Origin of the sequence: Agrobacterium salinitolerans, from assembly GCF_002008225.1 — a bacterium.
GTDB classification, from domain to species: domain Bacteria; phylum Pseudomonadota; class Alphaproteobacteria; order Rhizobiales; family Rhizobiaceae; genus Agrobacterium; species Agrobacterium salinitolerans.
Genome location: NZ_MRDH01000018.1, coordinates 31584 through 55414, shown reverse-complemented (window position 1 = coordinate 55414; position 23831 = coordinate 31584). Strand labels below are relative to the sequence as shown.

The window sequence follows — 23831 nt, the reverse complement described above, 5'->3', positions numbered from 1 at the left end:
AAATGAAGAAAATTGCGACTGCCCTTCTGACATCCGCAATTGCGCTGTGGAGCGTTTCCACCGTGCAGGCCGGTGAAATCGCCGTCATCGTCAAAACCGTCAACTCCACCTTCTGGCAGAACGTCCAAAAGGGTGCTGACGCGGCGATGAAGAACTCTTCCGGCAACACCATGACCTTCCAGGGTCCGGCCGCCGAGTCCGCCATTGCCGACCAGGTCAACATGGTTGAAAACGCCATCAACCGTAAGGTCGCTGGCATTGTTCTGGCACCTTCCGATCCGGACGCGCTGGTGCCTGCCGTCAAGAAGGCCTGGGAAGCCCGTATTCCGGTGGTTCTGATCGACTCGCAGCTCGCAAAGGGCTCGGAGCAATATTACCAGTCGTTTCTGGCGACCGATAACAAGAAAGCCGGCGAACTGGCAGCGCAGGCGTTGATCGACAAGGTGGGCAAGGAAGGCAAGATCGCCGTCATGTCCTATGTCGCCGGTGCCGGTTCGGAAATCGGCCGTGTCGGCGGTTTCACCGATTACATCCAGATGAATTCCAACCTGAAGATTGTCGGCCCGTTCTATTCGCAGTCGCAGATGGCGACCGCGCTGAACCAGACGACCGACGTTCTGGCCGCCAATTCCGACCTCAAGGGCATTTTTGGCGCCAATGAGCCGACGGCAATCGGCGTCGGTCGCGCGCTCGCCCAGAGCGGCAAGGCCGGCAAGGTCGTCGCCATCGGCTTCGACGGCAACCAGGACCTTCAGGGCTTCGTCAAGGATGGCACACTGGCCGGTATCGTGGTTCAGGGTTCCTATCAGATGGGTGAAAAGGGCGTAGAGACCATTTCCAAGCTCATCGGCAAGGAAAAGGTCGAAAAGTTCGTCGATACCGGCGTCGTTGTTGTCACCAAGGATAATATCGAAAAGCCCGAAGCCAAGAACGTTCTTTATTGATTGCGTGATGACGCGCCGCTTTGCGGCGGCGCGTCTTTCTAAAGACAAGCTGGAAAGTCCCTGCGATGAAAGTCTCCGATACACGTAAATTGCCGCGCCGCGCCGTCGACGTCACCGTCATGGGCCTCGGTTGCGCCCAGATGGGTAATCTCTACCGCGTCACGCCCTATGAAGAGTCCAAGGGTGCGTTCGACAAGGCATGGGAAAGCGGCATGCGTTATTTCGATACCGCGCCGTTTTACGGCTATACGCGGTCGGAGCGCCGCCTCGGCACCATGGTGACGGAGCATGACCGGAACGAATACACGCTGAGCACCAAGGTTGGCCGTGTGATGGTGCCGGACGAGACCGTCGGTCCGGAGGAAGACGCCTATATTGCACCGCTGCCCTTCCGCCCGGTCTATGATTATTCCTATGACGGTATCCTGCGCTCCTTTGAGGCCAGCCAGCAGCGGCTCGGTGTTCTGAAGCCGGATATTCTTTATGTGCATGATATCGGCTCCTTCACCCACGGCGAAAAGCACCAGCATTACTGGGAGCAGCTGACCACCGGCGGTGGCTTCCGGGTGCTTGGCAAGCTGCGCGAGGAAGGATCGACGGGGGCCGTCGGCCTCGGCGTCAATGAGTGGGAAATCGTCAGCGACGCCATGGATGTCTTCGATATCGACGTCGCCATGCTCGCCGGCCGCTATACGCTGCTGGAGCAGCAGAGCCTTGCTTTCATGAACCGTTGCGCTGAAAGCGGTGTCGCCATCGTTGTTGCCGGTGCATTCAATTCCGGCATTTTGGCCGGCAACCGCAAATTCAATTATGCCGACGCGCCTGCCGATATTCTCACGCGTGTCGATGCGTTGCAGGGTGTTTGCGAGGAACTCGGCGTATCGTTGCAGGCGGCCGCGCTGCAGTTTCCGCTTGCCCATCCGGCGTCGGTCACGGTCGTTTCGGGTGCGCGCAATGCGCAGCAGCTCGCCTCCAATATCGAATGGTTCGAACAGTCTATCCCGGATGAATTCTGGTCGGAGTTGCACAAGCGCGGCCTGATTGCCGAAGGTGCGCCGGTGCCGGGCGGAAAGGCCTGAGGTAATGCTCATCGATGCCCACCAGCATTTCTGGCTGATGAAAGATCGCGCCGGGCAATGGCCGCCGCCGTCGCTCGCCGCCATCTACCGGGATTTCCTCCCTGCCGACCTCTCGCCTTTGCTGGCCGCTGCCGCCGTTTCCGGCACCGTGCTGGTCCAGACGATGGAGACGGCGGCCGACACGGATTTCATGCTGGACCTGGCGGAAAAGAACGATTTCATCAAGGGTGTGGTCGGCTGGGTGGACATGAAATCCGCCGATGCAGCGAGTGAAATCGCCCGTCGGGCAAAACATCCGGCGTTCAAGGGTGTCCGCCCGATGTTGCAGGGCATGGAGGATGTCGTCTGGATCGATGATCCGGCACTCGATCCCGCCGTGGCGGCGCTGTTAAAACATGGTCTGGCGTTCGATGCGCTGGTCCTGCCCCCCAATCTGCCGCATCTACTCGCCTTTGCCCGCCGCCACCCGCAATTGCCTGTCGTCATCGACCATGGCGCGAAGCCGCTGATTGCTACCGGTCACTACAGCGACTGGCGCAAGGATATGGCCGCTCTGGCGGCTCTCCCGAATGTCCATTGCAAACTCTCCGGTCTGCTGACCGAGCGCGGTGAGCAGCGGCCGGAAGCGGTACGGCCTTATGCCGAGACCATTCTGGAACTCTTTGGCGGCAACCGCGTGATTTTTGGCAGTGACTGGCCGGTGTTGCGGCTGGCGGGCGATTATCAGGCATGGCTGGATTTCTGCCGAGATATCGTGCCGACAGAAGACCATGCGGCAGTTTTCGGCGGTAACGCCATTCGTTTTTATTCCCTTTCCCACAGGTGATGCATGCTGGCGATTTTCTGCGAAACCCCAGGTCAACTCGTCTCCAAGGAACTGCCGAAACCAGTGCGTGGCGAAGGTGAAGTGCTGGTGCGTATTCGCCGCATCGGGGTTTGCGGCACGGACCTGCACATCTTCACCGGCAACCAGCCTTATCTTTCCTATCCACGCATTATGGGTCATGAGCTTTCCGGCACGGTGGAAGAAGCGCCGCAAGGCAGCCATCTGTCCGCCGGCGATGTGGTCACCGTCATTCCCTATATCTCGTGCGGCGAATGTAGCGCCTGCCTGAAGGGCAAGAGCAATTGCTGCCGCAATATCGGTGTGCTGGGCGTTCATCGCGATGGCGGCATGGTCGAATATCTGAGCGTGCCACAGCAATTCGTGCTGAAGGCGGAGGGGTTGAGTCTCGATCAGGCGGCGATGACCGAATTTCTGGCTATCGGTGCGCATGCGGTGCGCCGTGGCGCAGTCGAGAAGGGGCAGAAGGTTCTGATCGTCGGCGCCGGCCCGATTGGCATGGCGGTTGCGGTTTTCGCCGTTCTCGATGGCGGCGAAGTAACGATGATCGACGGCCGCACCGACCGGCTGGATTTCTGCAGAGAGCATCTCGGGGTCGCACACACGGTGGCGCTCGGCGAGGGCGACAGGGATTGCCTCTCCAACATCACCGGCGGCGATTTTTTCGATGCGGTCTTCGATGCGACCGGCAATCCGAAAGCCATGGAACGCGGCTTTTCCTTTGTCGGCCATGGCGGTTCCTATGTGCTGGTCTCCATCGTCGCCAGCGATATCAGCTTTAACGATCCGGAGTTCCACAAGCGGGAAACGACGCTGCTCGGCAGTCGCAATGCCACGCCTGAGGATTTCGAGCGCGTCCTGCAGGCGCTGCGGGAGGGCAAGGTACCGGAAGCACTGATCACCCATCGCATGACGCTTGCCGATGTGCCCTCACGATTCGCCGGCCTGACCGATCCGAAGGCCGGAGTTATCAAGGGCATGGTGGAGGTCGCATGACGCCCGATACGCCCATCCTGCAATTCGGCACCAGCCGCTTTCTTCTGGCGCATGCGGATCTCTTTGTTTCGCAGGCGCTGGACAAGGGCGAGGCTCTGGGGCGCATCGCGATTGTACAGACGACCGGCAACGCGGAGAGCCTGAAGCGTGTTACAGCGCTGAACGGCGGGGCGCCCTACCCCGTGCGTATTTGCGGCATCCGCGATGGGCAGGAAGTGGATGAGGAAATTCGGGGCGGGGCTGTCGCGCGGGCATTGACGGCTGCGACCGACTGGGCCGAAGTGCGCCGCCTTGCCTGCGAGACCGAGGTTATTCTGTCCAATACGGGCGATCGCGGTTATGAGCTGGATTCGGCGGATAATGCCGGGCTTGCTGGCGATTTCACGGTCGTACCGAAAAGCTTTCCGGCGAAACTCTGCATGTTGCTGCTGGAGCGTTTTCAGCGCAATCCGGAAGCACCTGTGTCCATCTTCCCCTGCGAACTCTTGCCGCGCAATGGCGAAAAGCTGAAACAGGTCATTCGCCGGCTTGCCGATGAGTGGCAATTGCCGGCGGGTTTTGCCTTTTATCTGAATGAGAAGTGCCGTTTCGCCAATAGTCTGGTGGATCGCATCGTCTCCGAGCCTATCGACCCGGTGGGTGCGGTGGCGGAACCCTATGCGCTATGGGCTATAGAGAAGCAGGACGGGCTTGTCCTTCCCTGCACGCACCCTGCCGTGGTGCTGACGGACGATCTCAACCACTATGAAAAGCTGAAGCTTTTCCTGCTCAATCTCGGCCACTCCTATCTGGCGGAACGCTGGTTGCAGGATGCGCGTGCGAAGGACGAGACGGTGCGTCAGGCAATGGCCGACGGTGCTCTTGTTGCGGATCTGGAGACGCTTTGGCGGGACGAGGTTCTGCCGGTCTTTGCCGCTGAAGGCATGGGGGATGATGCGCAGGCCTATATTGGCGTGCTGCGGGAGCGTTTGCGCAATCCCTTTCTCGCGCATCGGCTCTCCGATATCGCCGGCAACCACGATGAAAAGAAGCGCCGCCGCTTCGCTCCGGTCGTTGCCGCAGCGGAACGGCTGGGATTGAGACTGCCACAGTCGAAGTTGCGCGCGGCGCTCGCCACCATCAAGCAATAACGGAGTTTTTCATGCAGCGCATGGGCATGGTCATAGGCGTCAAACCGGAAATGATCGCGGAATATAAAAGGCTGCATGCCGCCGTCTGGCCTGAAATTCTGGCGCTCATCAGCGACTGCAATATCCGCAATTATACGATCTTCCTGCGCGAGCCGGAAAATCTGCTCTTCGGCTATTGGGAATATCACGGCAGCGATATCAGCGCCGACATGGCGAAGATGGCTGCAAGCCCGAAGAACCAGGAGTGGTGGTCTTTCACCATTCCCTGTCAGCAACCGCTCGAAAGCCGCAAGGAAGGCGAGTGGTGGGCGATGATGGAAGAAACCTTCCACCTCGACTGAACGATTTCCTTTGACACTGACCGCGAGTGAACGGCCATGACCAAAATTACTGATCTGCGTGTTTTCGACCTGCGTTTTCCGACGTCCCAAAGTCTCGACGGCTCGGACGCGATGAACCCCGACCCGGATTATTCGGCGGCTTATGTCATTCTCGATACCGATGAGCCGGGTCTTAAAGGCCACGGGCTGACCTTCACCATCGGCCGCGGCAATGACATCTGCTGCATGGCCATCGAAGCGATGCGTCATCTGGTGGTTGGCACCGATCTTGCCACCGTCACCGAGAACCCTGGCAAATATTGGCGGCATCTGACCAGCGATAGCCAGCTGCGCTGGATTGGGCCGGACAAGGGTGCGATGCATCTCGCCACCGGCGCCGTCGTCAATGCCGTGTGGGATCTGCTGGCCAAGAAGGCGGGCAAGCCGGTCTGGCAGCTCGTTGCCGATATGAGCCCGGAAGAAATCGCCGATATCGTCGACTATCGTTATCTGACCGATGTGCTGACCCGTGACGAGGCGCTTGCGATCCTCAAAAAAGCCGAAAGCGGCAAGAACGGACGTATCGAGACGCTGAAGAGCGAAGGTTACGCCTGCTACACGACCTCGGCCGGCTGGCTCGGTTATGACGACGCCAAGCTGCGCCGTCTTTGCCAGGAAGCCATCGATGCCGGATTCAACCATGTGAAGATGAAGGTCGGTCGCGATCTGGAAGACGACATCCGCCGTCTCACCATTGCCCGTGAGGTGATCGGTCCTGACCGCTATCTGATGATCGACGCCAACCAGGTATGGGAAGTGGATCAGGCAATCGACTGGGTGAAGAAGCTCGCTTTCGCCAAGCCATTCTTTATCGAGGAGCCGACGAGCCCGGACGATGTCGCCGGCCATCGCAAGATCCGCGCCGCCATCGGCCCGGTGAAGGTGGCGACGGGTGAAATGTGTCAGAACCGTATCATGTTCAAGCAGTTCATCGCCGAGGGCGCCATCGATGTGGTGCAGATCGACAGCTGCCGCATGGGCGGTCTGAACGAGGTGCTGGCGGTGCTGCTGATCGCCGCCAAATACAATCTGCCGGTCTGGCCGCATGCCGGTGGCGTCGGCCTCTGCGAATATGTGCAGCATCTGTCGATGATCGACTATCTCGTGGTATCTGGCACGAAGGAAGGCCGCGTGATCGAATATGTCGACCATCTGCACGAGCATTTCATCGAACCCTGCGATATCAGAAACGCCGCTTACATGCCGCCGAAATTGCCGGGCTTCTCCATCGAAATGAAGCCGGAGTCGATTGAGACCTACACCTTCGAGGAATAGTCAAAGGATGACAGCGCCTCCTCAAAGCGCTGCCACTCCGTTTCGCTACCGGGAAGGCCGAAACGCATGTCGTTCGGCCTCTCATCAAAAATGCGGACCAGAATGCCGTGTCGGCCAAGATGGCTGGACAGGTTTGTGGTGCGGGGATCCCGCACCAGAGTAAACAGCGACGTGCCGCCGGCAATTGCCAGCCCCGCTTTTTCCAGCATAGCGTTCATGCGCCGAGCGTCTTCGGCAAGGTGCAGACGCATGGACGATTGCCATTCCCCGTCCGCCAGAGCCTGCGTCGCGATATGCAGCGCCGGGCCGGAAACCGCCCAGGGGCCGAGCCTTGCCTCCAGTTCAGCAGCGATATCGGGCTGCGCAATAGCGAAACCCAGCCGAACGCCTGCCATGCCGTAAAATTTACCGAAAGAGCGCAGGATCACCAGTGCATCTTGACAGGCGGCATTTGCGAGGCTTTCGGCACCTCCTGTCTCGATGAAGGCTTCGTCCACGACGAGCAGCCCACCCTTGCGGCGCATGGCGGCGGCCAGCGACAACAAGGCGGTGCGATCCGTGATGCGGCCATCGGGATTATTGGGATTGACCACGACGCCATAGTCATGAGCCGACATCGCGCTGATGTTTTCCGCCTCGGTCACAGCCAGTCCGGCCATGCGTGCGGTTCGGGCATGTTCCGCATAGGCGGGGGAAAGGACGGCGCCGCTTTTTGCCCCGCGGGCGATAGCGATCTGAGCCAGTAATGGCATCAGCATCTGCGTGCCGGGGGAAAGCGCTACATGCCGGGCGGAAGGCGCATTGAAATGCGTTGCCGCCAGACTTTTCAATTCTTCGGCGGCGTCCGGTTCCGGCAGGCGGGCGAATGCGCTGGCGGGGATCGGCGAATGCGGGTAGGAGTGCGGATTGATCCCAGTCGAAAGGTCGATCCACGGTTCAGGCGCTTCAGGAAACAGCAGACGCGCCCTGCCGAGATTGCCACCGTGACGGATCGCAGCTTTCGCCTTTTCTGGTACTGTTTCGCCCATGTTTTTTGCTCTCGCTTTCCTGTCGCTCGTGATCGAACGCCTGACCGGCTATCCGGAATGGCTGTTCAAACGCATCGGCCATCCCGTCACCTGGATCGGTTCGCTTATCGCGCTGCTGGACAAAAAATGGAACCGGGAGAGTGCGTCATTTTCACAGCGCAAGGGAGCCGGTGTCGCGGCTCTCCTCGTTTTCGTCGGGCTGACGCTGCTTGTTGCATGGCTTGCGCAATCCACCCTGCTTTTTCTGCCCTTCGGCATTTTACTGGTTGCTGTGCTGGGAGCTTCGCTTCCGGCGCAGAAAAGTCTTGAGCAGCATGTGGAGGCTGTCGCCATTGCTCTGGAGCGTGAGGGTGTGGAAGGCGGCCGCGAGGCGGTATCGATGATCGTCGGGCGCGATCCTCAAAAGCTGGACGAAGCGGCGATCTGCCGGGCGGCGGTTGAAAGTCTGGCCGAGAATTTTTCCGACGGCATCGTCGCTCCCGCCTTCTGGCTCGGCATCCTGGGCCTGCCGGGCGGCGCGGCTTACAAGGCGATCAATACGGCTGACAGCATGATCGGCCATCGCTCACCCCGCCATGAGGCCTTCGGCTGGGCCTCCGCCCGGCTGGACGATCTGGTCAATCTGCCGGCCTCACGGTTGAGCGGCGGTCTTTTCGTGGTTGCCGCGTTTTTTGTTAAGGGCGCATCACCCGGCAGGGCTATGGCTGCGATACGTCGCGATGCCCATCATCACCGTTCTCCCAACGCTGGCTGGCCGGAGGCGGCGTTGGCCGGTGCTCTCGGCTTTGCGCTCGCAGGGCCGCGCTCCTATGGCGGTCAGATGATCGAGGCGCGTTTCATGGGTGAAGGTGGCAGGGCGGCGCTGGTTGCCGGCGATATTCGCAGGGCGCTGCGGCTCGTGCGGATTGCCGACCTGCTATTGATCGGCCTGTTCGGACTTCTGGCGATCCTTATCGCGCTATAGCAAGCAGACGGTCGAGATCGAGGTGCTGTTCCATATGTGCAGCGAGACGGTCGAGAACCGTATGCACCTGCTCATCATAGTTCAGCTCCGTGCCCTGCCCGCCGAGACGTTCCAGCCACGCGCTCCGCTGGCTGTTATCCGCGAAGAGGCCGTGAATATAGGTGCCGAAGACGCGACCGTCGGGTGAAATGCTTCCATCGCTATGCCCGTCGATCGTCGAAAACGCCAGATTGCCCGCTGCTCCCGTGGTTTCCCCGACATGCATTTCGTAGCCGGATAAACCAATACCATCAAAGCTCACGCCTTGAACGGAAACGAGTCGCTTGTCGCCCGTCAAAACCGTGTCGACATCAAGCAGACCGAGCCCATCGACAGTTGCGGGCGATCCCTCGATGCCGTCAGGGTCGGCAACGGTTTTTCCGAGCATCTGGTATCCGCCGCACAGGCCGAGAACGTAGCCGCCGCGCCGCACATGCGCCTTTATATCGATGTCTAGGCCCGCATCTTTCAGTACGGCAAGATCGGCGATGGTGGCTTTCGATCCGCAAAGCAGCACCAGCCGGCAATCGGCCGGAATGGTTTCGCCCGGCCGCACGCGGATCAGTTCGACATCCGGTTCCATATCCAGCGGATCGAGATCGTCGAAATTGGAAATATGCGGCAGGATCGGCACGGCGATGCGGATCTTTGCGCCAAGCTTCTGTTGGGCCGGGCCGGAGAGCCCCAGCGCATCTTCCGCCGGCAGTTTGGCGGCATCTGAGAAATGTGGCAGAAGCCCGATAGAGGCCCAGCCGGTCTGTTCCGCAATTATCCGCATGCCGTCTGAAAACAGGGCCGGATCACCGCGAAAGCGATTGACGATGAAACCTTCGATCATCGCCGCGTCTTCAGCTTCGAGCACGGCTTTGGTGCCGACGAGGCTGGCGATGACGCCGCCCCGGTCGATATCGCCGATCAGGACCACAGGCGCATCCGCAGCTCTGGCAAAACCCATATTGGCGATGTCATTGGTACGCAGGTTGATTTCGGAGGCGCTGCCCGCGCCTTCCACCAGCACCAGATCGGCCTGTTGTTTCAGGCGGTTGAAGCTTTCGAGCACGCGCGGCATCAGCCCGGCTTTCATGTGCTGATAGTCGGCCGCCCTGGCATTGCCGGCGATCTTGCCCTGCACCACCACCTGTGCGCCGGTCTCGCTCTGCGGCTTCAGGAGCACCGGGTTCATGTGCACGGAAAGCGGCACGCCCGCCGCCCGTGCCTGCAGCGCCTGTGCGCGGCCGATCTCGCCGCCATCGGCGGTCACGGCCGCATTGTTTGACATGTTCTGCGGCTTGAACGGCATGACGGACAGGCCGCGCCGGGTGAAGGCACGGGCAAGGCCGGCCACCATCAGCGATTTACCGACATCCGAGCCGGTTCCCTGAAACATCAGCACGCGTGCAGCCATGTCAGAATTCTATCCCCGCCTGCGCTTTTACGCCGGCCTTGAAGTGATGTTTCACGAGGGTCATTTCCGTCACCATATCGGCCGCGTCGATGAGCGGTTGCTTGGCGTTGCGGCCGGTAACGATGACGTGCAGATCGGGCCTTCGGCTGGATAGCGTTTCGACCACCTCCTCCAGTGGCAGGTAATCGTAACGGAGCGCGATGTTCAGCTCATCGAGGATCAGCAGGCTGACGGTCTCGTCGGCCATCAGGACCTTGGCTTCTTCCCAGGCCTTTGCCGCCGCCGCAACGTCGCGCTTCAAATCCTGCGTGTCCCAGGTGAACCCTTCGCCCATGGTGCGCCACACCACCCTGTCGCCGAACAAATTCAGCGCCTGCTGTTCTCCCGTTGACCATGCACCCTTGATGAATTGCACCACGCCGACCCGCCGCCCAGTGCCCAGCATGCGCAGGGCAAGGCCGAAAGCGGCGGTGGATTTGCCCTTGCCCGGGCCGGTATTGATCATCAGCAGACCTTTTTCGATGGTCTTTTCCGCAACCTCGGCGTCCTGCACCGTTTTGCGGTTGACCATTTTCTGCCGGTGACGTTCGGCTTCGCTGTCGCTGATGTCGCGTGTCATCGCGTTTTCCTTTTCATCCAGCGGCGTGGGACCCGGTGCCCCGCCATTCGGAGCGGCGACTATACCCAATTTGCCGCACCCGGCAATGTGCGGGCCACAGGGTCGCGGCATTGACCCCCACGCCCGTTCAGCCTAAGGGTAACGGACTGACGGTCTTTTCCCGGCAACGGGAAAAGCTAAGAGGGAACACGGTTCCAACCCGATTACCGGGTCATTCCGTGGCTGCCCCCGCAACTGTAAGCGGTAAGCCCGCACCGTAAAGCCACTGGACGCCTTAACGGGTTCGGGAAGGCGGTGTCAGGATGTAAAGCCGCGAGCCAGGAGACCTGCCGTTTCAGGAAAAACGTCTGCCGGGCGGGGTGCTCCGGTCAGTCGGTTAGATCGAACACCCGGCTTGCGTCTGTCCGCATGCCGTATTCGGCATCCGCACCCCCGAGATTTTTTGTAAGGCGCGGGAAACGATACGGTTTGGATATTTCAGCGACATCTTCATGTGCAGGCGGAAACACGCAGAACGAAACAGCGTCCGGCGTGACCGTCTTCGTTTGCAGAAGCTGCCGCGATGAAACCGATCCCAATGCCGAACCGCGCCCCGGTTCACGTCTCGCCGATGCCGTCATCGCAAAGGCGCAGGAAACCGGTGTCACCGTTCGTTCCGTCAACTGCCTTGCCAATTGCAAGCGCGGGCTTAGCGCCGCGCTGCGCAGCGCCAATGGCTGGTCCTATGTCTTTGGCGGGCTGACGACCGGTGATGCGGAAGATTTGCTGACCGGTGCGCGGCTGCTGGCGGCCGCCCCCGATGGCCTGATGCCCTGGCGCGGCCGCCCCGAACCTTTAAAGCGCGGCATGGTGGCGCGCATTCCCCCATTCGATTTTACCGAGGAGAGATCATGAGCACCCTTCTGGACCGCGTTCCCTGCACCATCGTTACCGGCTTTCTGGGGGCCGGCAAAACCACGCTGCTGCGCGGTCTTCTCGAAAAGCTGGACGGCAAGCGGCTGGCGATCATCGTCAACGAATTCGGCGATATTGGCATCGATGGCGAGATTCTCAAAGGTTGCGGTATTGAAAGCTGCCCGGAAGAAAACATCGTCGAACTGGCTAATGGCTGCATCTGCTGCACGGTGGCGGATGATTTCCAGCCCGCCATCGAACAGATTCTGAGCCGCCAGCCGAAGGTGGAGCATATCCTCATCGAGACCTCGGGCCTTGCCCTGCCGAAGCCCTTGGTGCAGGCCTTCCAATGGCCGGCGATCAAGAGCCGTGTGACGGTGGACGCCGTCGTAGCCGTAGTGGATGGCGCCGCCCTTGCCGAAGGTCAGGTGGCGCACGACATGGAAGCGCTCGCCACCCAACGGGCAAATGACGAGGCGCTCGATCACGATGACCCGGTCGAAGAGGTTTTCGAGGATCAGGTCGCTTGTGCCGATCTTATCGTGCTGACCAAGGCCGATCTGCTGGATGATGCCGGTCTGGACAAGGCCAAGGCGCATGTTCTCGAACATCTGCCGAAGGCGGCAAAGATCGTTGTGGCCTCCAATGGCGCCATCGACCCCGCCGTGCTGATCGGTCTTGGCCTTGCGGTGGAAGAGGATATCGAAAACCGCCGCACCCACCATGATGGCGAACTCGACCACGAGCATGACGATTTCGACAGCTTCGTCATCGATCTGCCGACTGTTACCGATCCGGAAGCGCTGGCGGCCCGTATCGCCAAGACGGCCGCTGCCGAAAATGTCCTGCGCATCAAGGGCTTCATCGAAATTGCCGCAAAGCCGATGCGCCTGCAGGTGCAGGCTGTCGGCAGCCGAGTCAACCATTATTACGACCGGCCCTGGGCTGCGGGTGAGGAACGCCGCAGCCGCCTCGTCGTCATCGGCGAAAAGGGCATCAACCGCGAAAAGATCGAACAGATGCTGGCCGCCTGACGATGCACATCCTCGCTACCACATCCTCGTCTCTGGACGATCTGATCGAGCCGGTTGATCTCAACCAGCCCCGGTCTGATGTGGTGATACTGTCTTTTTCGGCAAGCGATCTTGCCGGGCTGGAACAGGCCTGGCGGCGAACAGGGGGGGCGCTCCCCTCCCTGTCAGCCGCCAACCTCTCCGAGCTTCGGCATCCCATGTCGGTCGATCTCTGGGTCGAAAAGACGGCGGAACATGCCAAGGTTATTCTTATCCGGATTCTCGGCGGCGCGGAACGCTGGCGTTACGGCGTCGATCAGCTTTCCATTCTTGCGCACGGGCGTGGCATCAAGCTTCTGCTTTTGCCGGGTGAGTGCAGCGAAAGGGACGAGAAACTGGAAGCGGCCTCGACCGTCGATCGGCGGATTTTGGCCTCGGTCCTCTCCTTCTTCCGTGAGGGTGGGCAAGAGAATATGGATCGGCTTGCCCTTGGTCTCGCCGCTCTTGCAAGGGCCGAGGCATGGCCGGATATCGAAGCCGAGCCGCTACCAAAAGCCGGTTTCTACCGGCCCGGCAGGGGCGTTGTGGATAGGGCGGAAGCCTGCGCGGGTTTTCCCGAAGGTGTGCCCGTTCTGCCCATTCTGTTTTACCGCTCCATGCTTCTGGCGGCAGATGCCGCACCGGTGGACGCGCTTTTTAAGGCGCTCTCGCAGCGCGGCTTTGCGCCATTGCCGATTTTTGTCAGTGGTCTGAAGGATGGCGAGGCGATCCGTTTCCTCGAAACGGCGCTGCCCGATCTGAAGCCCGCCGCCATCATTGCCGCCACCGCCTTCGCCAGTCAGACGGATGATGACGGGGCAACCTTGTTTGACCGGATGGGCGTTCCGGTGTTTCAGGTGGTGATGGCGACGACGCGGAGGGACGGATGGGCGGAAAATGCGCGCGGTCTCAATCCTTCCGATCTCGCCATGCATGTTGTCCTGCCGGAGCTGGATGGCCGGATTCTCGTCGGTGCGATCTCATTCAAACAGGCGCGTGTGGATGGCGGCGCGAGTTTGCTCAATGTACCCGAGGCTGATCGCATCGAGCAGACGGCAAATCGCATCGCCGCTTTCCTGCGGCTGCGGAATGCCGCTCCAAGGGATCGGCGAATCGTTATTCTGATGCCGGACTATCCCGGTGCGGCGCCCGGGCGAACCGGTTATGCCGTCGGTCTCGATGTGCCGCAAAGCGTTCTCGAAATGATGCAGGATCTCGCCGGGGCTGGCTATACGGTCGAGGATATTCCTGAGACTGCACGGGCGTTGCTCGACTGCGTCGAACAACAGGAAGCGGCAATTGATCTTTCCACCTACGAGGTTTTTTTTTCCGCCTTGCCGTCGGCATCTGCCGCATCCGTGAACGCGACATGGGGCGCGGCAATCGATGACGACGCATTCGTCGATGGCGCGTTCCGGTTCCGCGCCGCACGTTTCGGCGAAGTGTTCGTGGCGCTCGCGCCGGACCGGGGCCGCAATGAGGATCGTCGGGTGGACTACCACGACCCCGCCCTGCCGCCACGTCACGCGCTTGTTGCCTTCGGCGCATGGATGCAGCGGATTGCGGGTGCGCATGCCATCGTGCATGTGGGCGCGCATGGAACGCTGGAATGGCTGCCCGGAAAGACGGTAGCGCTTTCCTGCAATTGTTTTCCCGAAATTGTCACCGGCTCACTGCCGGTGGTCTATCCGTTCATCGTTTCCAATCCGGGCGAGGCGGCGGTCGCCAAGCGGCGCATCGCGGCCGTGACCATCGGCCATGTTCCGCCAGTACTCGTGAATGCCGGGCTTTCGCCGGAGCAGTCGGCGCTGGAGCAACTGGTCGATGAATATGCGCAGGCGGATGGGCTGGATCGCCGCCGGCGTGACCGACTGGCGAAACTGATAGTTGAAAAGGCGCTGGAGACCGGGCTTGCGGCGGAAGCGGGCGTGGTGGAGAAAGATGATCCAGATGCGGCGCTGTCGCGCATCGATGCTTTTCTCTGCGACCTCAAGGATTTTGCGATCAAGGACGGCCAGCATGTTTTTGGCCGCAGTGCCGAGGGTGAGACCGACCTTCTGAGGCTTGAAAGCGCCAAATCGGAAAAAGCCGCCCTGATTGCCGCGCTCAATGGCCTGCATATCGTTCCCGGCCCGTCCGGCGCACCTGCGCGCGGGCGGCTCGATGTGCTGCCCACTGGTCGCAACCTTTATGCCGCCGATCCCCGTACCATGCCGACGCCGACGGCATTTGAACTCGGCAAAATGGCAGCTGAAGAAGTATTGCGCCATCATCTACAGAGCCATGGCGACTGGCCGAAGCACCTGGTCTTCGATCTCTGGGGCAGCGCCAGCCTGCGCAATGGCGGTGAGGATGTGGCGCAGGCGCTGCATCTGATGGGGACAAGACCGATGCATGACCCCGCTACCGGTCGTGTCACCGGTATCGAGGTTTTGCCGCCCGCCAGCCTCGGGCGACCGCGTGTTGATGTGACGTTCCGCATCTCCGGGCTGTTCCGCGACATGTTTCCGGCGCTGATCGCGCTTCTCGACGCCGCCACCAAAGCCGTCGCGCGCAGGGATGAAGCGCCGGGCGACAATCCGCTTGCGGAGGAGGCCGCAGCGCTCGGGCATATCCCGGCGCGCATCTTCGGTTCTGCGCCCGGCACCTATGGCGCGGGTATCGAGGAAAAGCTGGCGGGCGGTACCTGGGAGGAACGCGAGGAGCTGGGGCGGGCATATCTCGAGGCTGCAAACCATGCTTTTGGCGGCGCCGATGGACTCGACATCGTTGAGGATGCCGGCTTTACCGAACTTGTGCGCCGGGCCGATCTTCTCGTTCATACCGGCGATGATCCCGGTCGGGATTTGCTCGACGGTTCGTCTGATGTCGCCTTCATTGGCGGTTTTTCCGCTGCGAAGGCTGCGCTCGGGGATATTGCCGATATCGTTGCCTTGGATACGACCGATCCGGCCCGCCCGCGTGCGCGGACGATCTCGCAGGCGCTGACGCGTGTGGTGCGGGCACGCGCCGTCAACCCGCGCTTCATCGCCGGCCAGATGCGGCATGGGCCGCGTGGTGCCGCGGAACTGCTTGAAACCGTTGACCGCCTGATCGGATTTGCGGAGACGACGCATGTCGTGTCCTCATCTCTGATCGAATGCCTCTACGACGCCTATTTGGGCGACGAGGCCGTGCGCGACTTTCTTCTGCGGGAAAACCCGACAGCGGCGCGGGTGATGGCCGAACGCTTTTTATCCGCGCGCCGTCGCGGGTTGTGGCATAGCCGCCGCAACGCGGTTGATGCCGAACTGGAAATGCTGATCCTGCCGTTTTCCGAAAGGAGAAAGGCGTGATGGTCGCTGCCGTTGATACCGTTCAGCCGTTTGGCCGCCGTGGCGTCTGCCCCGCCCTTTCCGCCCCCATGCGGACAGGCGACGGGTTTTTGTCGCGAATTGCTTTTGAGGCTGATATATCGCCGCGCGAGATGGTGGCGCTTTGCCATCTTGCTGAGCGGCATGGCAACGGATTGATAGACATCACCGCCCGCGGCGGGGTGCAGTTTCGCGGTCTGACGCCCGACAGTGCGATTGCGCTGGAGAAGGAGGTACTGGCGCTGGACCTGCCGCTTCGTCACGGACTTGCGATAGAGACCTCGCCTCTCGCCGGTCGGGATGATACGGAAATTGCCGATGCCCGCCCGCTTGCCGCAGCAATTCGGCGAGAAGCCGGCAGGCTTCGACTTCATGAAAAACTCGCCGCCAAGATGTCGGTCGTCATTGATGGTGGCGGTCGCCTGTCTCTGGATGGTTTGCTGGCCGATATTCGCCTGAAGGCGGCGTCTCTGGGTGGCAGAACCCTTTGGCAATTGATGCTTGGCGGGCCGCAGCCGAAGGCGCTGAGGGCAGGGTTGATCGAGACGCACGCGGCGCCGGATATAGTTGTCTCTCTGCTCGTCCATCTGGCTGCTCAAGGACCGCTTGCCCGCGGCCGCGATCTGGATGTTGCAGCGACGAGGTCGATCTGCGGAGATCGTCTGCTGGCTGGAGAGATTGCCGATGAACTTACGGACACGTCTCTGCCATTGGGGCTGATGACGACGGGAGAGGATCGCTTTGCTGTCGGCATCGCCCCTGCTTTCGGGCAACTCCCGGCTTCCGATCTGGCGAAGCTCTGCGAGCAGGCCGATGCGCTCGGTATCGAAACGTTGCGGCCATCGCCAAATCATAGCTTGCTATTTTTCGGTCCTTCTACGGTCTGCCGCGATTTGCTTGCGGTGGCGGGTGAGACGGGTGTTATCACTGCTTTCGGGGACGCGCGCTCTTCCGTTGCCGTGTGCTCGGGCGCGCCACGTTGTGGGTCGGCCTTCTTTGCCACCCATGAGTTGGCCGCCTTTGCGGCTGAAGAATGCCCTTCCCTGCTGGATGGATCTTTCACGCTTCATATTTCCGGCTGTGGCAAGGGATGTGCCCATCCAGGACCGGCGCTTCTGACGTTTTCCGGCACTGCTGAAGGCCTGGCATTTTCTATTTCGGGCCGCGCCGGCGACGCGCCCAATGGCATTTTACCTTTTCAGCATCGCAGGACGGCGCTTTCGCGGCTTGCCCGTCTTTACGAAAAAGAACATAAGCCCGGAGAAAACGCTGCCACCTTTCTTGTCCGTCTGGGCACGGGAGTAATCGGCGCGGCGCTTCGACAGGATGACTGATGACCGACTATGACTATATTCGCGATGGCAATGCGATCTATGAACGCTCCTTCGCCATCATCCGTGAAGAAGCGGATCTGTCCGCCTTCAGCGATGAACAGGCAGATATCGCCATTCGTATGATCCATGCCTGTGGCCAGGTGGAGGCGGCAAGCCACTTCCGCTTTTCGCCCGATTTCGTTGGCGCTGCGCGTTCCGCCCTCCTCGCTGGCAAGCCTGTCCTCTGCGATGCTGAGATGGTGGCGCATGGCGTGACGCGCGCGCGCCTTCCGGCCGGCAATGAGGTTATCTGCACCCTTCGCGATGCTCGCACGCCCGATATTGCGAAACGGATAGGCAACACGCGGTCCGCCGCCGCCCTTGATCTGTGGGCGGACAAGCTGGATGGCGCGCTTGTCGCGATCGGCAATGCACCAACCGCCTTGTTCTATCTCCTCGAAATACTGGAAAAAGGCGATGCCCGCCCGGCGGCCATCATTGGCATGCCCGTTGGCTTTGTGGGTGCGGCGGAATCGAAAGACGCCCTGGAGGCAAGTTCGCTCGCTATTCCCTACGCCATCGTCAAGGGGCGTCTCGGCGGCTCGGCCATGACCGCCGCTGCGATCAACGCGGTTGCGAGGGCGGGCCTTTGAGCGCGGCACTCCTTGAACATCCTAAGGGCAAGCTTGTTGGCGTCGGCACCGGTCCCGGCGATCCGGAGCTTTTGACGCTGAAAGCCGTGCGTGCCATCGAAAGTGCCGATGTTCTCGCCTTCTTCTGCAAGAAGGGAAGCAGCGGCAACGGTCGCGGTATTGTCGAAGCCTTCATTCGTCCGGGCACGCTGGAAATGCCGCTGGTTTACCCGGTAACCGTCGAAAGCGACAAAAACGGCGATGAATACAAAGATGCCATCGCGGTTTTTTTCGATCAGTCGGCGAAGGATATTGCCGTGCATCTCGAGGCTGGGCGAAATGTTGCCGTGCTCTCCGAAGGCGATCCGCTGTTTTATGGCTCCTATATGCACCTGCATCTGCGGTTGGCGCCGTCTTATCCCGCCGAGGTCGTGGCTGGCATCACCGCCATGTCGGGATGCTGGTCCATGGCTGGCCTGCCGCTGGTGCAAGGCGACGATATTTTAAGCGTGCTTCCCGGTACACTTGGAGAAGATGTTTTGACGGACCGCCTTTCCGGAACGGATGGGGCGGTCATCATGAAGGTCGGGCGCAACCTGCCGAAAATCCGCCGGGCGCTGCAAAAGGCTGGCAAGCTTGAAGACGCGCTTTATGTCGAGCGCGGCACCATGGCCAACAGCCATGCGGTGCGGCTTGTCGATCGCGATGCGTCGCCTGCTCCATATTTTTCGCTGGTTCTGGTTCCTGGCTGGAAAACAAGACCCTTGGCTGGTGAAAAGTCATGACGGGCAGGCTCGTCGTCGTCGGTCTTGGCCCGGGCAGTCAGGCCCAGATAACGCCGGAAGCGCTCGCTGCCGTTGAAGCTTCGGACGATTTTTTCGGTTATTTCCCTTACATTGACCGGCTGTCGCTTCGGCCGGACCAGCGTCGCCACGCTTCGGACAATCGCGAGGAGATTTCCCGCGCCGAGCAGGCTCTGCGGCTTGCAGCTTCCGGCGGCAAGGTGTGCGTGGTGTCCGGCGGCGATCCCGGCGTTTTCGCCATGGCGGCGGCAGTTTGCGAGGCGATCGAAAGCGGCCCCGCCGAATGGCGCGATATCGATTTCTCCCTCGTGCCGGGTGTGACAGCCATGCTGGCGGTCGCTGCGAGAGCCGGCGCGCCGCTTGGCCATGATTTCTGCGCCATTTCGCTATCGGATAATCTGAAACCCTGGGGCATCATTGAAAAACGGCTGATCGCGGCGGCCGAAGCAGGCTTTGTAATGGCGTTCTATAATCCCGTCAGCAGGGCACGGCCGCACCAGCTCGGGACCGCTTTTGATCTGTTGCGGGCGCATTTGCCCGGTTCGGTGCCGGTGATCTTCGGTCGCGCGGCAGGCCGGACGGATGAGCGTATCCGGGTTGTGCCTCTTTCGGAAGCTTCGAGCGATATGGCGGATATGGCTACCTGCATCATCGTCGGCTCGGTTGAAACCCGTCTGATTGAACGTTCCGGTAAGGAACCGCTGGTTTATTCGCCGCGTTTTTCGAGAAGAGAGAGCTGATGGCGAATGGCGGTGAGCGCAGCGGCAATGTCCGGCACCGTCACGTCATTCAGGGGCGCGTCGTTTTGCTGTCGCGGCCGGTCGATCATGATGACCGGAAGGCCGAGCCGTCCCGCCGCTTCGATCTTACCATAGCTCGCGCTGCCACCGGAGTTTTTCGAGACCACCGTCTCGATGCGGTTTTCGTCCAGCATGCGGATTTCGTCGTCCAGCGCAAAGGGGCCGCGCGCGGTAATATAGCGCGCATGCGGCAGTTTCAGTGGCGGCTCCACCGGGTCGACGCTGCGGATGAGATAGTTGTGCTGGGGCGCGGTTTCGAAAGGAAGAAGCTCCTGCCGTCCCAAAGCCAGAAACACGCGTCTGCCTTCGCTGCCGAGCGCGGCGACAGCCTGTTCGACAGTGTCGACATCATGCCACCTGTCAATCGGCTGGCGCTGCCAGGCAGGACGCGAAAGGACGACCAGCGGAACTCTGGCGAGCCGCGCCGCCTCAATGGCATTGGCGGAAATTTTCGCCGCATAGGGATGGGTGGCGTCTACGAGAATATCGAAATCCCCGGTGCGAATGAAATCCGCAAGACCGCTAGCTCCACCGAAGCCGCCACTGCGCATCGGCACTGGCTGTTCCACCGGCGAGAGCGTCCTGCCGGCCATGGAGAGGAGAATACGGTCGCAGGATTCCTGCGCCAGCCTGCCCGCCAGTATCCGGGCATCCGCCGTGCCGCCAAGGATGAGTATGGAGCGTGTCATGACGTCTGAATATTCCGGAACGGGCCAGGCTTCCACAAAAAATGAGGCTTCCACCGAAAAGAAAGAAAAGCCGTGGCTCTCCATCGTCGGCATAGGTGAGGACGGGCTGCAAGGGCTGGGCAGCAAGGCAATTGAGGCAATTGAAGCGGCCGAAGTGGTTTTTGGCGGCAAACGCCATCTGGAGTTGGCGGCCGCGGCCATTCGCGGTGACGCCCAGCGCTGGCCGGTGCCCTTTGACACCGAGATGAGCGATGTCGTGGCGCTGCGTGGCAGGCGCGTTTGTGTGCTGGCGTCAGGCGATCCGTTTTTTTACGGCGTCGGCGTCACGCTTTTGCGGCAAATCGAGGCGGACGAGACAGTTTGTCATCCCTCGCCCTCCGCCTTTTCGCTTGCCGCCTCGCGGCTTGGCTGGGCGCTGCAATCAACCGAGTGCGTTTCGTTGCATGGCCGTTCCGTCGATCTTCTGCGCCCGCATCTCCATGGGGGTGCGCGCATCATCGCCCTGACGTCTGACGCGCATGCGCCGGCTTTGATTGCAAATTTGCTGTCTGATCTCGGTTTAGGCCAGTCGGAATTCATTTTGCTCGAAGCCCTGGGCGGAGAGCGGGAGAGGCGGCGGCAGGTCAGGGCGGCCGATTTCTCGTTTGAAGACATCGACCCGCTGAATGTGGTGGGGATTGACGTCGTCGCGGCCGATGGCGCCCGCGTTCTGCCTTTCACATGTGGGCTTGATGACAGCCTGTTCGAACATGACGGGCAGATCACCAAACGTGAAATCCGCGCCGTGACACTTTCCTCTCTTGGCCCACGGCGGGGCGAGTTGCTGTGGGATGTCGGTGCCGGTTCGGGTTCGATCGGCATAGAGTGGATGCTGTCGCACCACTCGCTCCGCGCCATCGCCATAGAACAACACCCGGAAAGGGCGGAGCGTATAGCTCGCAATGCCGAAGCTTTCGGTGTTCCGGCGCTTGAGGTCATGATCGGCGCGGCCCCTGCGGCTTTCGAAGGCTTGGCCAAGCCGGATGCGATTTTCATTGGCGGCGGCGGCAGTGAAGACGGTGTGCTTGAGGGGGCTATGGAGGCCCTGAAACCCGGCGGGCGGCTGGTCGCCAATGCGGTGACGCTGGAAATGGAGGCCATTCTGCTTGCCGCCCATGCGCGGCACGGCGGATCGATGATCCGTCTGGATGTGTCGCGGGTGGCGGCTGTCGGTTCCATGTCGGGCTGGCGTCCGGCAATGCCGGTGACGCAATGGAGCTGGACCAAGCCATGGTGACCGTGGCTGGCATAGGTTGTCGCAGAGGCACGGGTCCCGCTGCTGTCATTGCCGCCGTGCGTGCCGCAGAACGTGCTTTTGACGTGACGGCGGAATGCCTGGCGACCGCGCCGCTCAAAGCCGGTGAAGCCGGTCTTTTGGAAGCGGCGAAAAGCCTGTCGCTGTCGCTTGAAATCGTATCGCAGGAACGGCTCGAGGCGGTTGCTTCGAAAACAATGACATTTTCACAGGCGAGCCTTGATCATGCCGGCTCGCCAAGTGTGAGCGAAGCGGCGGCGCTTGCCGCCGCCGGAGAGAATGCAAGGCTGGTTGCGCCGCGTCTTGTGGTTGACGATGTCACGGTGGCCATCGCAACGACTGACGACGCCCCGCAGAAAAGCAGCAGCGCCATCGAACATGGAGAACAATAATGACGGTTCATTTCATTGGCGCCGGTCCGGGCGCCGCCGATCTCATTACGGTGCGCGGGCGCGATCTTGTCGCCGCCTGCCCGGTGTGCCTTTATGCCGGCTCGCTGGTTCCGAAAGCGCTCATTGAATATTGTCCTCCGGGCGCCCGCATCGTCGATACGGCCGCGCTTTCATTGGATGAGATTGAGGCGGAATTTGTGGCCGCAGCGGAGGCCGGAAAGGATGTGGCGCGGCTGCATTCCGGCGACCTTTCCGTCTGGAGCGCCATGGGCGAGCAGATTCGCCGTCTGGAGCGGCTGGGTCTGGATTATACCGTCACCCCGGGCGTGCCGTCCTTTGCCGCCGCCGCCGCCACTTTGCAGCGGGAACTGACTGTGCCGGAAGTGGCGCAGAGCCTTGTGCTGACCCGCATTTCCGGGCGCGCATCGAAGATGCCGGAGGGTGAGACGCTGAAGGCTTTCGGTGCGACGGGCGCAACGCTCGCCGTCCATCTCGCCATTCATGCCATCGGCAAGGTGGTGGAAGAGCTGACGCCGCTTTACGGTTCGGATTGCCCGGTCGCCATCGTCGTTCGCGCGTCCTGGCCGGATGAGCGGGTTATCAGAGGAACGCTGTTCGACATTGAGGACAAGCTCGCAGCCGAACCGGTGGAGCGGACGGCCCTGATCTTCGTCGGACGTGGGCTTGCCTCGACTGATTTTCGTGAAAGCGCGCTTTATAGCACCGACTATGTTCGGCGGTTCCGGTCTCCGAAGGAAGATGCGAAAGGCTGATGCGACGGCGTGGAGGCGGTGCGCCCCTTGAGCGCGCCCTGACGATCGAACACCAGAATATCGAGCGCAATGGCCGGCATCTTCAGCGCTGCCGCTGCGGTTACCCAGGCTTTTTCAGCAACGACCGCACCGAGATCTATCTTGGCGCTTTCGGCCAGCTCAAAGGCGTGCGCGACCATGTTGGCCTGACGGATGGCAATGGCGAGATTTTCATTTCCTCCGGCTTCCCGCGCCAATGCCGCCAGCGCATCGAGATCGGCCAATCCCTTTTTGGAGTGCACGTCGAGCATTCCCTGGGCGAGCTTAGTCATCTTGGCGACGCCGCCCGCGATCGTCACCCGCTCGACCGGATGGCTGCGCAGGTATTTCAGCATGCCGCCGATGAAATCGCCCATGTCGATAAGCGCGGTTTCCGGAAGATCGTAAAGCGCCTGCCCGGCTTTTTCGGAGGTGTTGCCGGTAGCGCCCAGCACATGGGTGCAGCCGGTGGCGCGCGCCACATCGATGCCGCGCCAGATCGAATGAATCCACGCCGAGCAGGAAAACGGAATGACGATGCCGGTGGTGCCGAGGATAGAAATACCGCCGACGATGCCGAGCCTGCCGTTCAGGGTTTTTTCCGCCAGTTTCTCGCCATCGCGGACGGAAATTTCGACCTCGAAATCGGTACTTTCTCCGGCCACCTCGCGAATGGCCGTTTCGATCATCTTGCGCGGCACGGGATTGATGGCGGGTTCTCCCGGCGGCAGGGGCAGGCCCGGCCGGGTGATGGTGCCCACGCCCTTCCCAGCCTTGAAGATGATACCGCTTCCCGGTTGACCTCGTCTGACCGTGCTTTCGATCAGCGCGCCATGGGTGACGTCGGGATCGTCACCCGCATCCTTGACGACACCGGCGCGGGCGAAATTATCACCCTTTTCCTCGATGGCGAGGGAAAATGCGGGCCTCGCGCCGCTTGGAAGTTCGACCTCGACAGGGTAAGGAAATTCGCCGGTCAAAAGGGCAGCGCAGGCCGCCTTCGTGGCGGCCGCCGCGCAGGTGCCCGTGGTCCAGCCGCGGCGAAGGGTCTTTCCATCCGTATCCATATGAATTTCTATAGCCGGGACGGCTTTTTCCGTCATCGTTAAAAAGCA

Annotated in this window: 23 protein-coding genes and 1 riboswitch; of the genes, 18 read left to right on the top strand and 5 right to left on the bottom strand. The window is 61.1% G+C overall.

What is annotated here, in order from left to right:
• The first annotated feature begins 2 nt into the window (after positions 1-2).
• The 7 genes from BS627_RS13140 to BS627_RS13110 all read left to right on the top strand — a co-directional run bounded on the left by BS627_RS13140 (position 3) and on the right by BS627_RS13110 (position 6648).
• Positions 3-944 carry an ABC transporter substrate-binding protein gene (locus BS627_RS13140; protein WP_003520222.1) on the top strand — a complete coding sequence of 314 codons (942 nt, stop codon included), beginning with the start codon at positions 3-5 and terminating at the stop codon, positions 942-944.
• Between the two features lie 65 nt (positions 945-1009).
• On the top strand, positions 1010-2023 hold the full coding sequence (locus tag BS627_RS13135; RefSeq protein ID WP_077983661.1) for an aldo/keto reductase: 1014 nt from the start codon (positions 1010-1012) through the stop codon (positions 2021-2023).
• A 4-nt stretch (positions 2024-2027) separates the two neighbouring features.
• Positions 2028-2849, top strand: a complete 822-nt coding sequence (locus BS627_RS13130; RefSeq protein ID WP_077983715.1) for an amidohydrolase family protein — start codon at positions 2028-2030, stop codon at positions 2847-2849.
• Between the two features lie 3 nt (positions 2850-2852).
• The gene (locus BS627_RS13125) at positions 2853-3863 is read left to right on the top strand and encodes a zinc-binding alcohol dehydrogenase family protein (protein WP_077983660.1); all 1011 of its coding nucleotides are present in this window, start codon (positions 2853-2855) and stop codon (positions 3861-3863) included.
• The gene (locus tag BS627_RS13120; protein ID WP_077983659.1) at positions 3860-4993 is read left to right on the top strand and encodes a mannitol dehydrogenase family protein; all 1134 of its coding nucleotides are present in this window, start codon (positions 3860-3862) and stop codon (positions 4991-4993) included. Before BS627_RS13125 ends, BS627_RS13120 begins: the two co-directional genes overlap by 4 nt.
• Positions 4994-5004: 11 nt before the next feature.
• Positions 5005-5334 carry an L-rhamnose mutarotase gene (locus tag BS627_RS13115; RefSeq protein WP_077983658.1) on the top strand — a complete coding sequence of 110 codons (330 nt, stop codon included), beginning with the start codon at positions 5005-5007 and terminating at the stop codon, positions 5332-5334.
• A 36-nt stretch (positions 5335-5370) separates the two neighbouring features.
• Positions 5371-6648, top strand: coding sequence for an L-fuconate dehydratase (locus BS627_RS13110; protein WP_077983657.1), 1278 nt, complete (start codon positions 5371-5373; stop codon positions 6646-6648).
• Here BS627_RS13110 and cobD read toward each other — a convergent pair.
• Positions 6630-7676, bottom strand: a complete 1047-nt coding sequence (cobD, locus tag BS627_RS13105) for a threonine-phosphate decarboxylase CobD (protein ID WP_077983656.1) — start codon at positions 7674-7676, stop codon at positions 6630-6632. The two genes, BS627_RS13110 and cobD, sit on opposite strands and share 19 nt — an antisense overlap.
• Between cobD and cbiB the strand changes: the two genes are divergently transcribed.
• On the top strand, positions 7675-8640 hold the full coding sequence (cbiB, locus tag BS627_RS13100; protein WP_077983655.1) for an adenosylcobinamide-phosphate synthase CbiB: 966 nt from the start codon (positions 7675-7677) through the stop codon (positions 8638-8640). The genes cobD and cbiB overlap by 2 nt on opposite strands.
• On the opposite strand, the gene BS627_RS13095 is transcribed toward cbiB, so the two are convergent.
• The gene (locus BS627_RS13095) at positions 8627-10084 is read right to left on the bottom strand and encodes a cobyric acid synthase (RefSeq protein ID WP_077983654.1); all 1458 of its coding nucleotides are present in this window, start codon (positions 10082-10084) and stop codon (positions 8627-8629) included. The genes cbiB and BS627_RS13095 overlap by 14 nt on opposite strands.
• A 1-nt stretch (position 10085) precedes the next feature.
• Complete coding sequence (gene cobO / locus BS627_RS13090) at positions 10086-10703, bottom strand: cob(I)yrinic acid a,c-diamide adenosyltransferase (protein WP_077983714.1); 618 nt, start codon at positions 10701-10703, stop codon at positions 10086-10088.
• 133 nt (positions 10704-10836) lie between these two features.
• Positions 10837-11051, top strand: a riboswitch (cobalamin riboswitch).
• 120 nt (positions 11052-11171) lie between these two features.
• Here cobO and BS627_RS13085 point away from each other — a divergent pair.
• Genes BS627_RS13085 through BS627_RS13055 form a run of 7 tightly spaced genes read left to right on the top strand, consistent with a single transcriptional unit; the run spans position 11172 to position 19490 of the window.
• A complete protein-coding gene (locus tag BS627_RS13085) occupies positions 11172-11597 on the top strand; it encodes a DUF1636 family protein (protein WP_165691247.1) in 426 nt (141 codons plus the stop codon).
• Positions 11594-12631 (top strand): cobalamin biosynthesis protein CobW, encoded by a 1038-nt coding sequence (cobW, locus tag BS627_RS13080; protein ID WP_077983652.1) that lies wholly within the window; start codon positions 11594-11596, stop codon positions 12629-12631. Before BS627_RS13085 ends, cobW begins: the two co-directional genes overlap by 4 nt.
• Before the next feature lie 2 nt (positions 12632-12633).
• The gene (gene cobN / locus BS627_RS13075; RefSeq protein WP_077983651.1) at positions 12634-15984 is read left to right on the top strand and encodes a cobaltochelatase subunit CobN; all 3351 of its coding nucleotides are present in this window, start codon (positions 12634-12636) and stop codon (positions 15982-15984) included.
• Complete coding sequence (gene cobG / locus BS627_RS13070) at positions 15984-17336, top strand: precorrin-3B synthase (RefSeq protein WP_077983650.1); 1353 nt, start codon at positions 15984-15986, stop codon at positions 17334-17336. The genes cobN and cobG overlap by 1 nt, the downstream gene beginning before the upstream one ends.
• Positions 17336-17968, top strand: a complete 633-nt coding sequence (locus BS627_RS13065; protein ID WP_077983649.1) for a precorrin-8X methylmutase — start codon at positions 17336-17338, stop codon at positions 17966-17968. Before cobG ends, BS627_RS13065 begins: the two co-directional genes overlap by 1 nt.
• The gene (locus tag BS627_RS13060) at positions 17965-18732 is read left to right on the top strand and encodes a precorrin-2 C(20)-methyltransferase (RefSeq protein ID WP_077983648.1); all 768 of its coding nucleotides are present in this window, start codon (positions 17965-17967) and stop codon (positions 18730-18732) included. Before BS627_RS13065 ends, BS627_RS13060 begins: the two co-directional genes overlap by 4 nt.
• On the top strand, positions 18729-19490 hold the full coding sequence (locus BS627_RS13055; protein WP_077983647.1) for a precorrin-3B C(17)-methyltransferase: 762 nt from the start codon (positions 18729-18731) through the stop codon (positions 19488-19490). Before BS627_RS13060 ends, BS627_RS13055 begins: the two co-directional genes overlap by 4 nt.
• On the opposite strand, the gene BS627_RS13050 is transcribed toward BS627_RS13055, so the two are convergent.
• Positions 19457-20239, bottom strand: coding sequence for a cobalt-precorrin-6A reductase (locus BS627_RS13050; protein WP_077983646.1), 783 nt, complete (start codon positions 20237-20239; stop codon positions 19457-19459). The genes BS627_RS13055 and BS627_RS13050 overlap by 34 nt on opposite strands.
• On the opposite strand from BS627_RS13050, the gene cbiE reads away from it, so the two are divergent.
• Genes cbiE through cobM form a run of 3 tightly spaced genes read left to right on the top strand, consistent with a single transcriptional unit; the run spans position 20238 to position 22698 of the window.
• Positions 20238-21515, top strand: coding sequence for a precorrin-6y C5,15-methyltransferase (decarboxylating) subunit CbiE (gene cbiE, locus BS627_RS13045; RefSeq protein ID WP_077983645.1), 1278 nt, complete (start codon positions 20238-20240; stop codon positions 21513-21515). The genes BS627_RS13050 and cbiE overlap by 2 nt on opposite strands.
• Positions 21509-21925 carry a cobalamin biosynthesis protein gene (locus tag BS627_RS13040; RefSeq protein WP_162520514.1) on the top strand — a complete coding sequence of 139 codons (417 nt, stop codon included), beginning with the start codon at positions 21509-21511 and terminating at the stop codon, positions 21923-21925. Before cbiE ends, BS627_RS13040 begins: the two co-directional genes overlap by 7 nt.
• Positions 21925-22698 carry a precorrin-4 C(11)-methyltransferase gene (cobM, locus tag BS627_RS13035; RefSeq protein WP_077983643.1) on the top strand — a complete coding sequence of 258 codons (774 nt, stop codon included), beginning with the start codon at positions 21925-21927 and terminating at the stop codon, positions 22696-22698. The genes BS627_RS13040 and cobM overlap by 1 nt, the downstream gene beginning before the upstream one ends.
• Here cobM and BS627_RS13030 read toward each other — a convergent pair.
• A complete protein-coding gene (locus BS627_RS13030; protein WP_162520495.1) occupies positions 22653-23783 on the bottom strand; it encodes a cobalt-precorrin-5B (C(1))-methyltransferase in 1131 nt (376 codons plus the stop codon). The two genes, cobM and BS627_RS13030, sit on opposite strands and share 46 nt — an antisense overlap.
• Positions 23784-23831 lie beyond the last annotated feature (48 nt).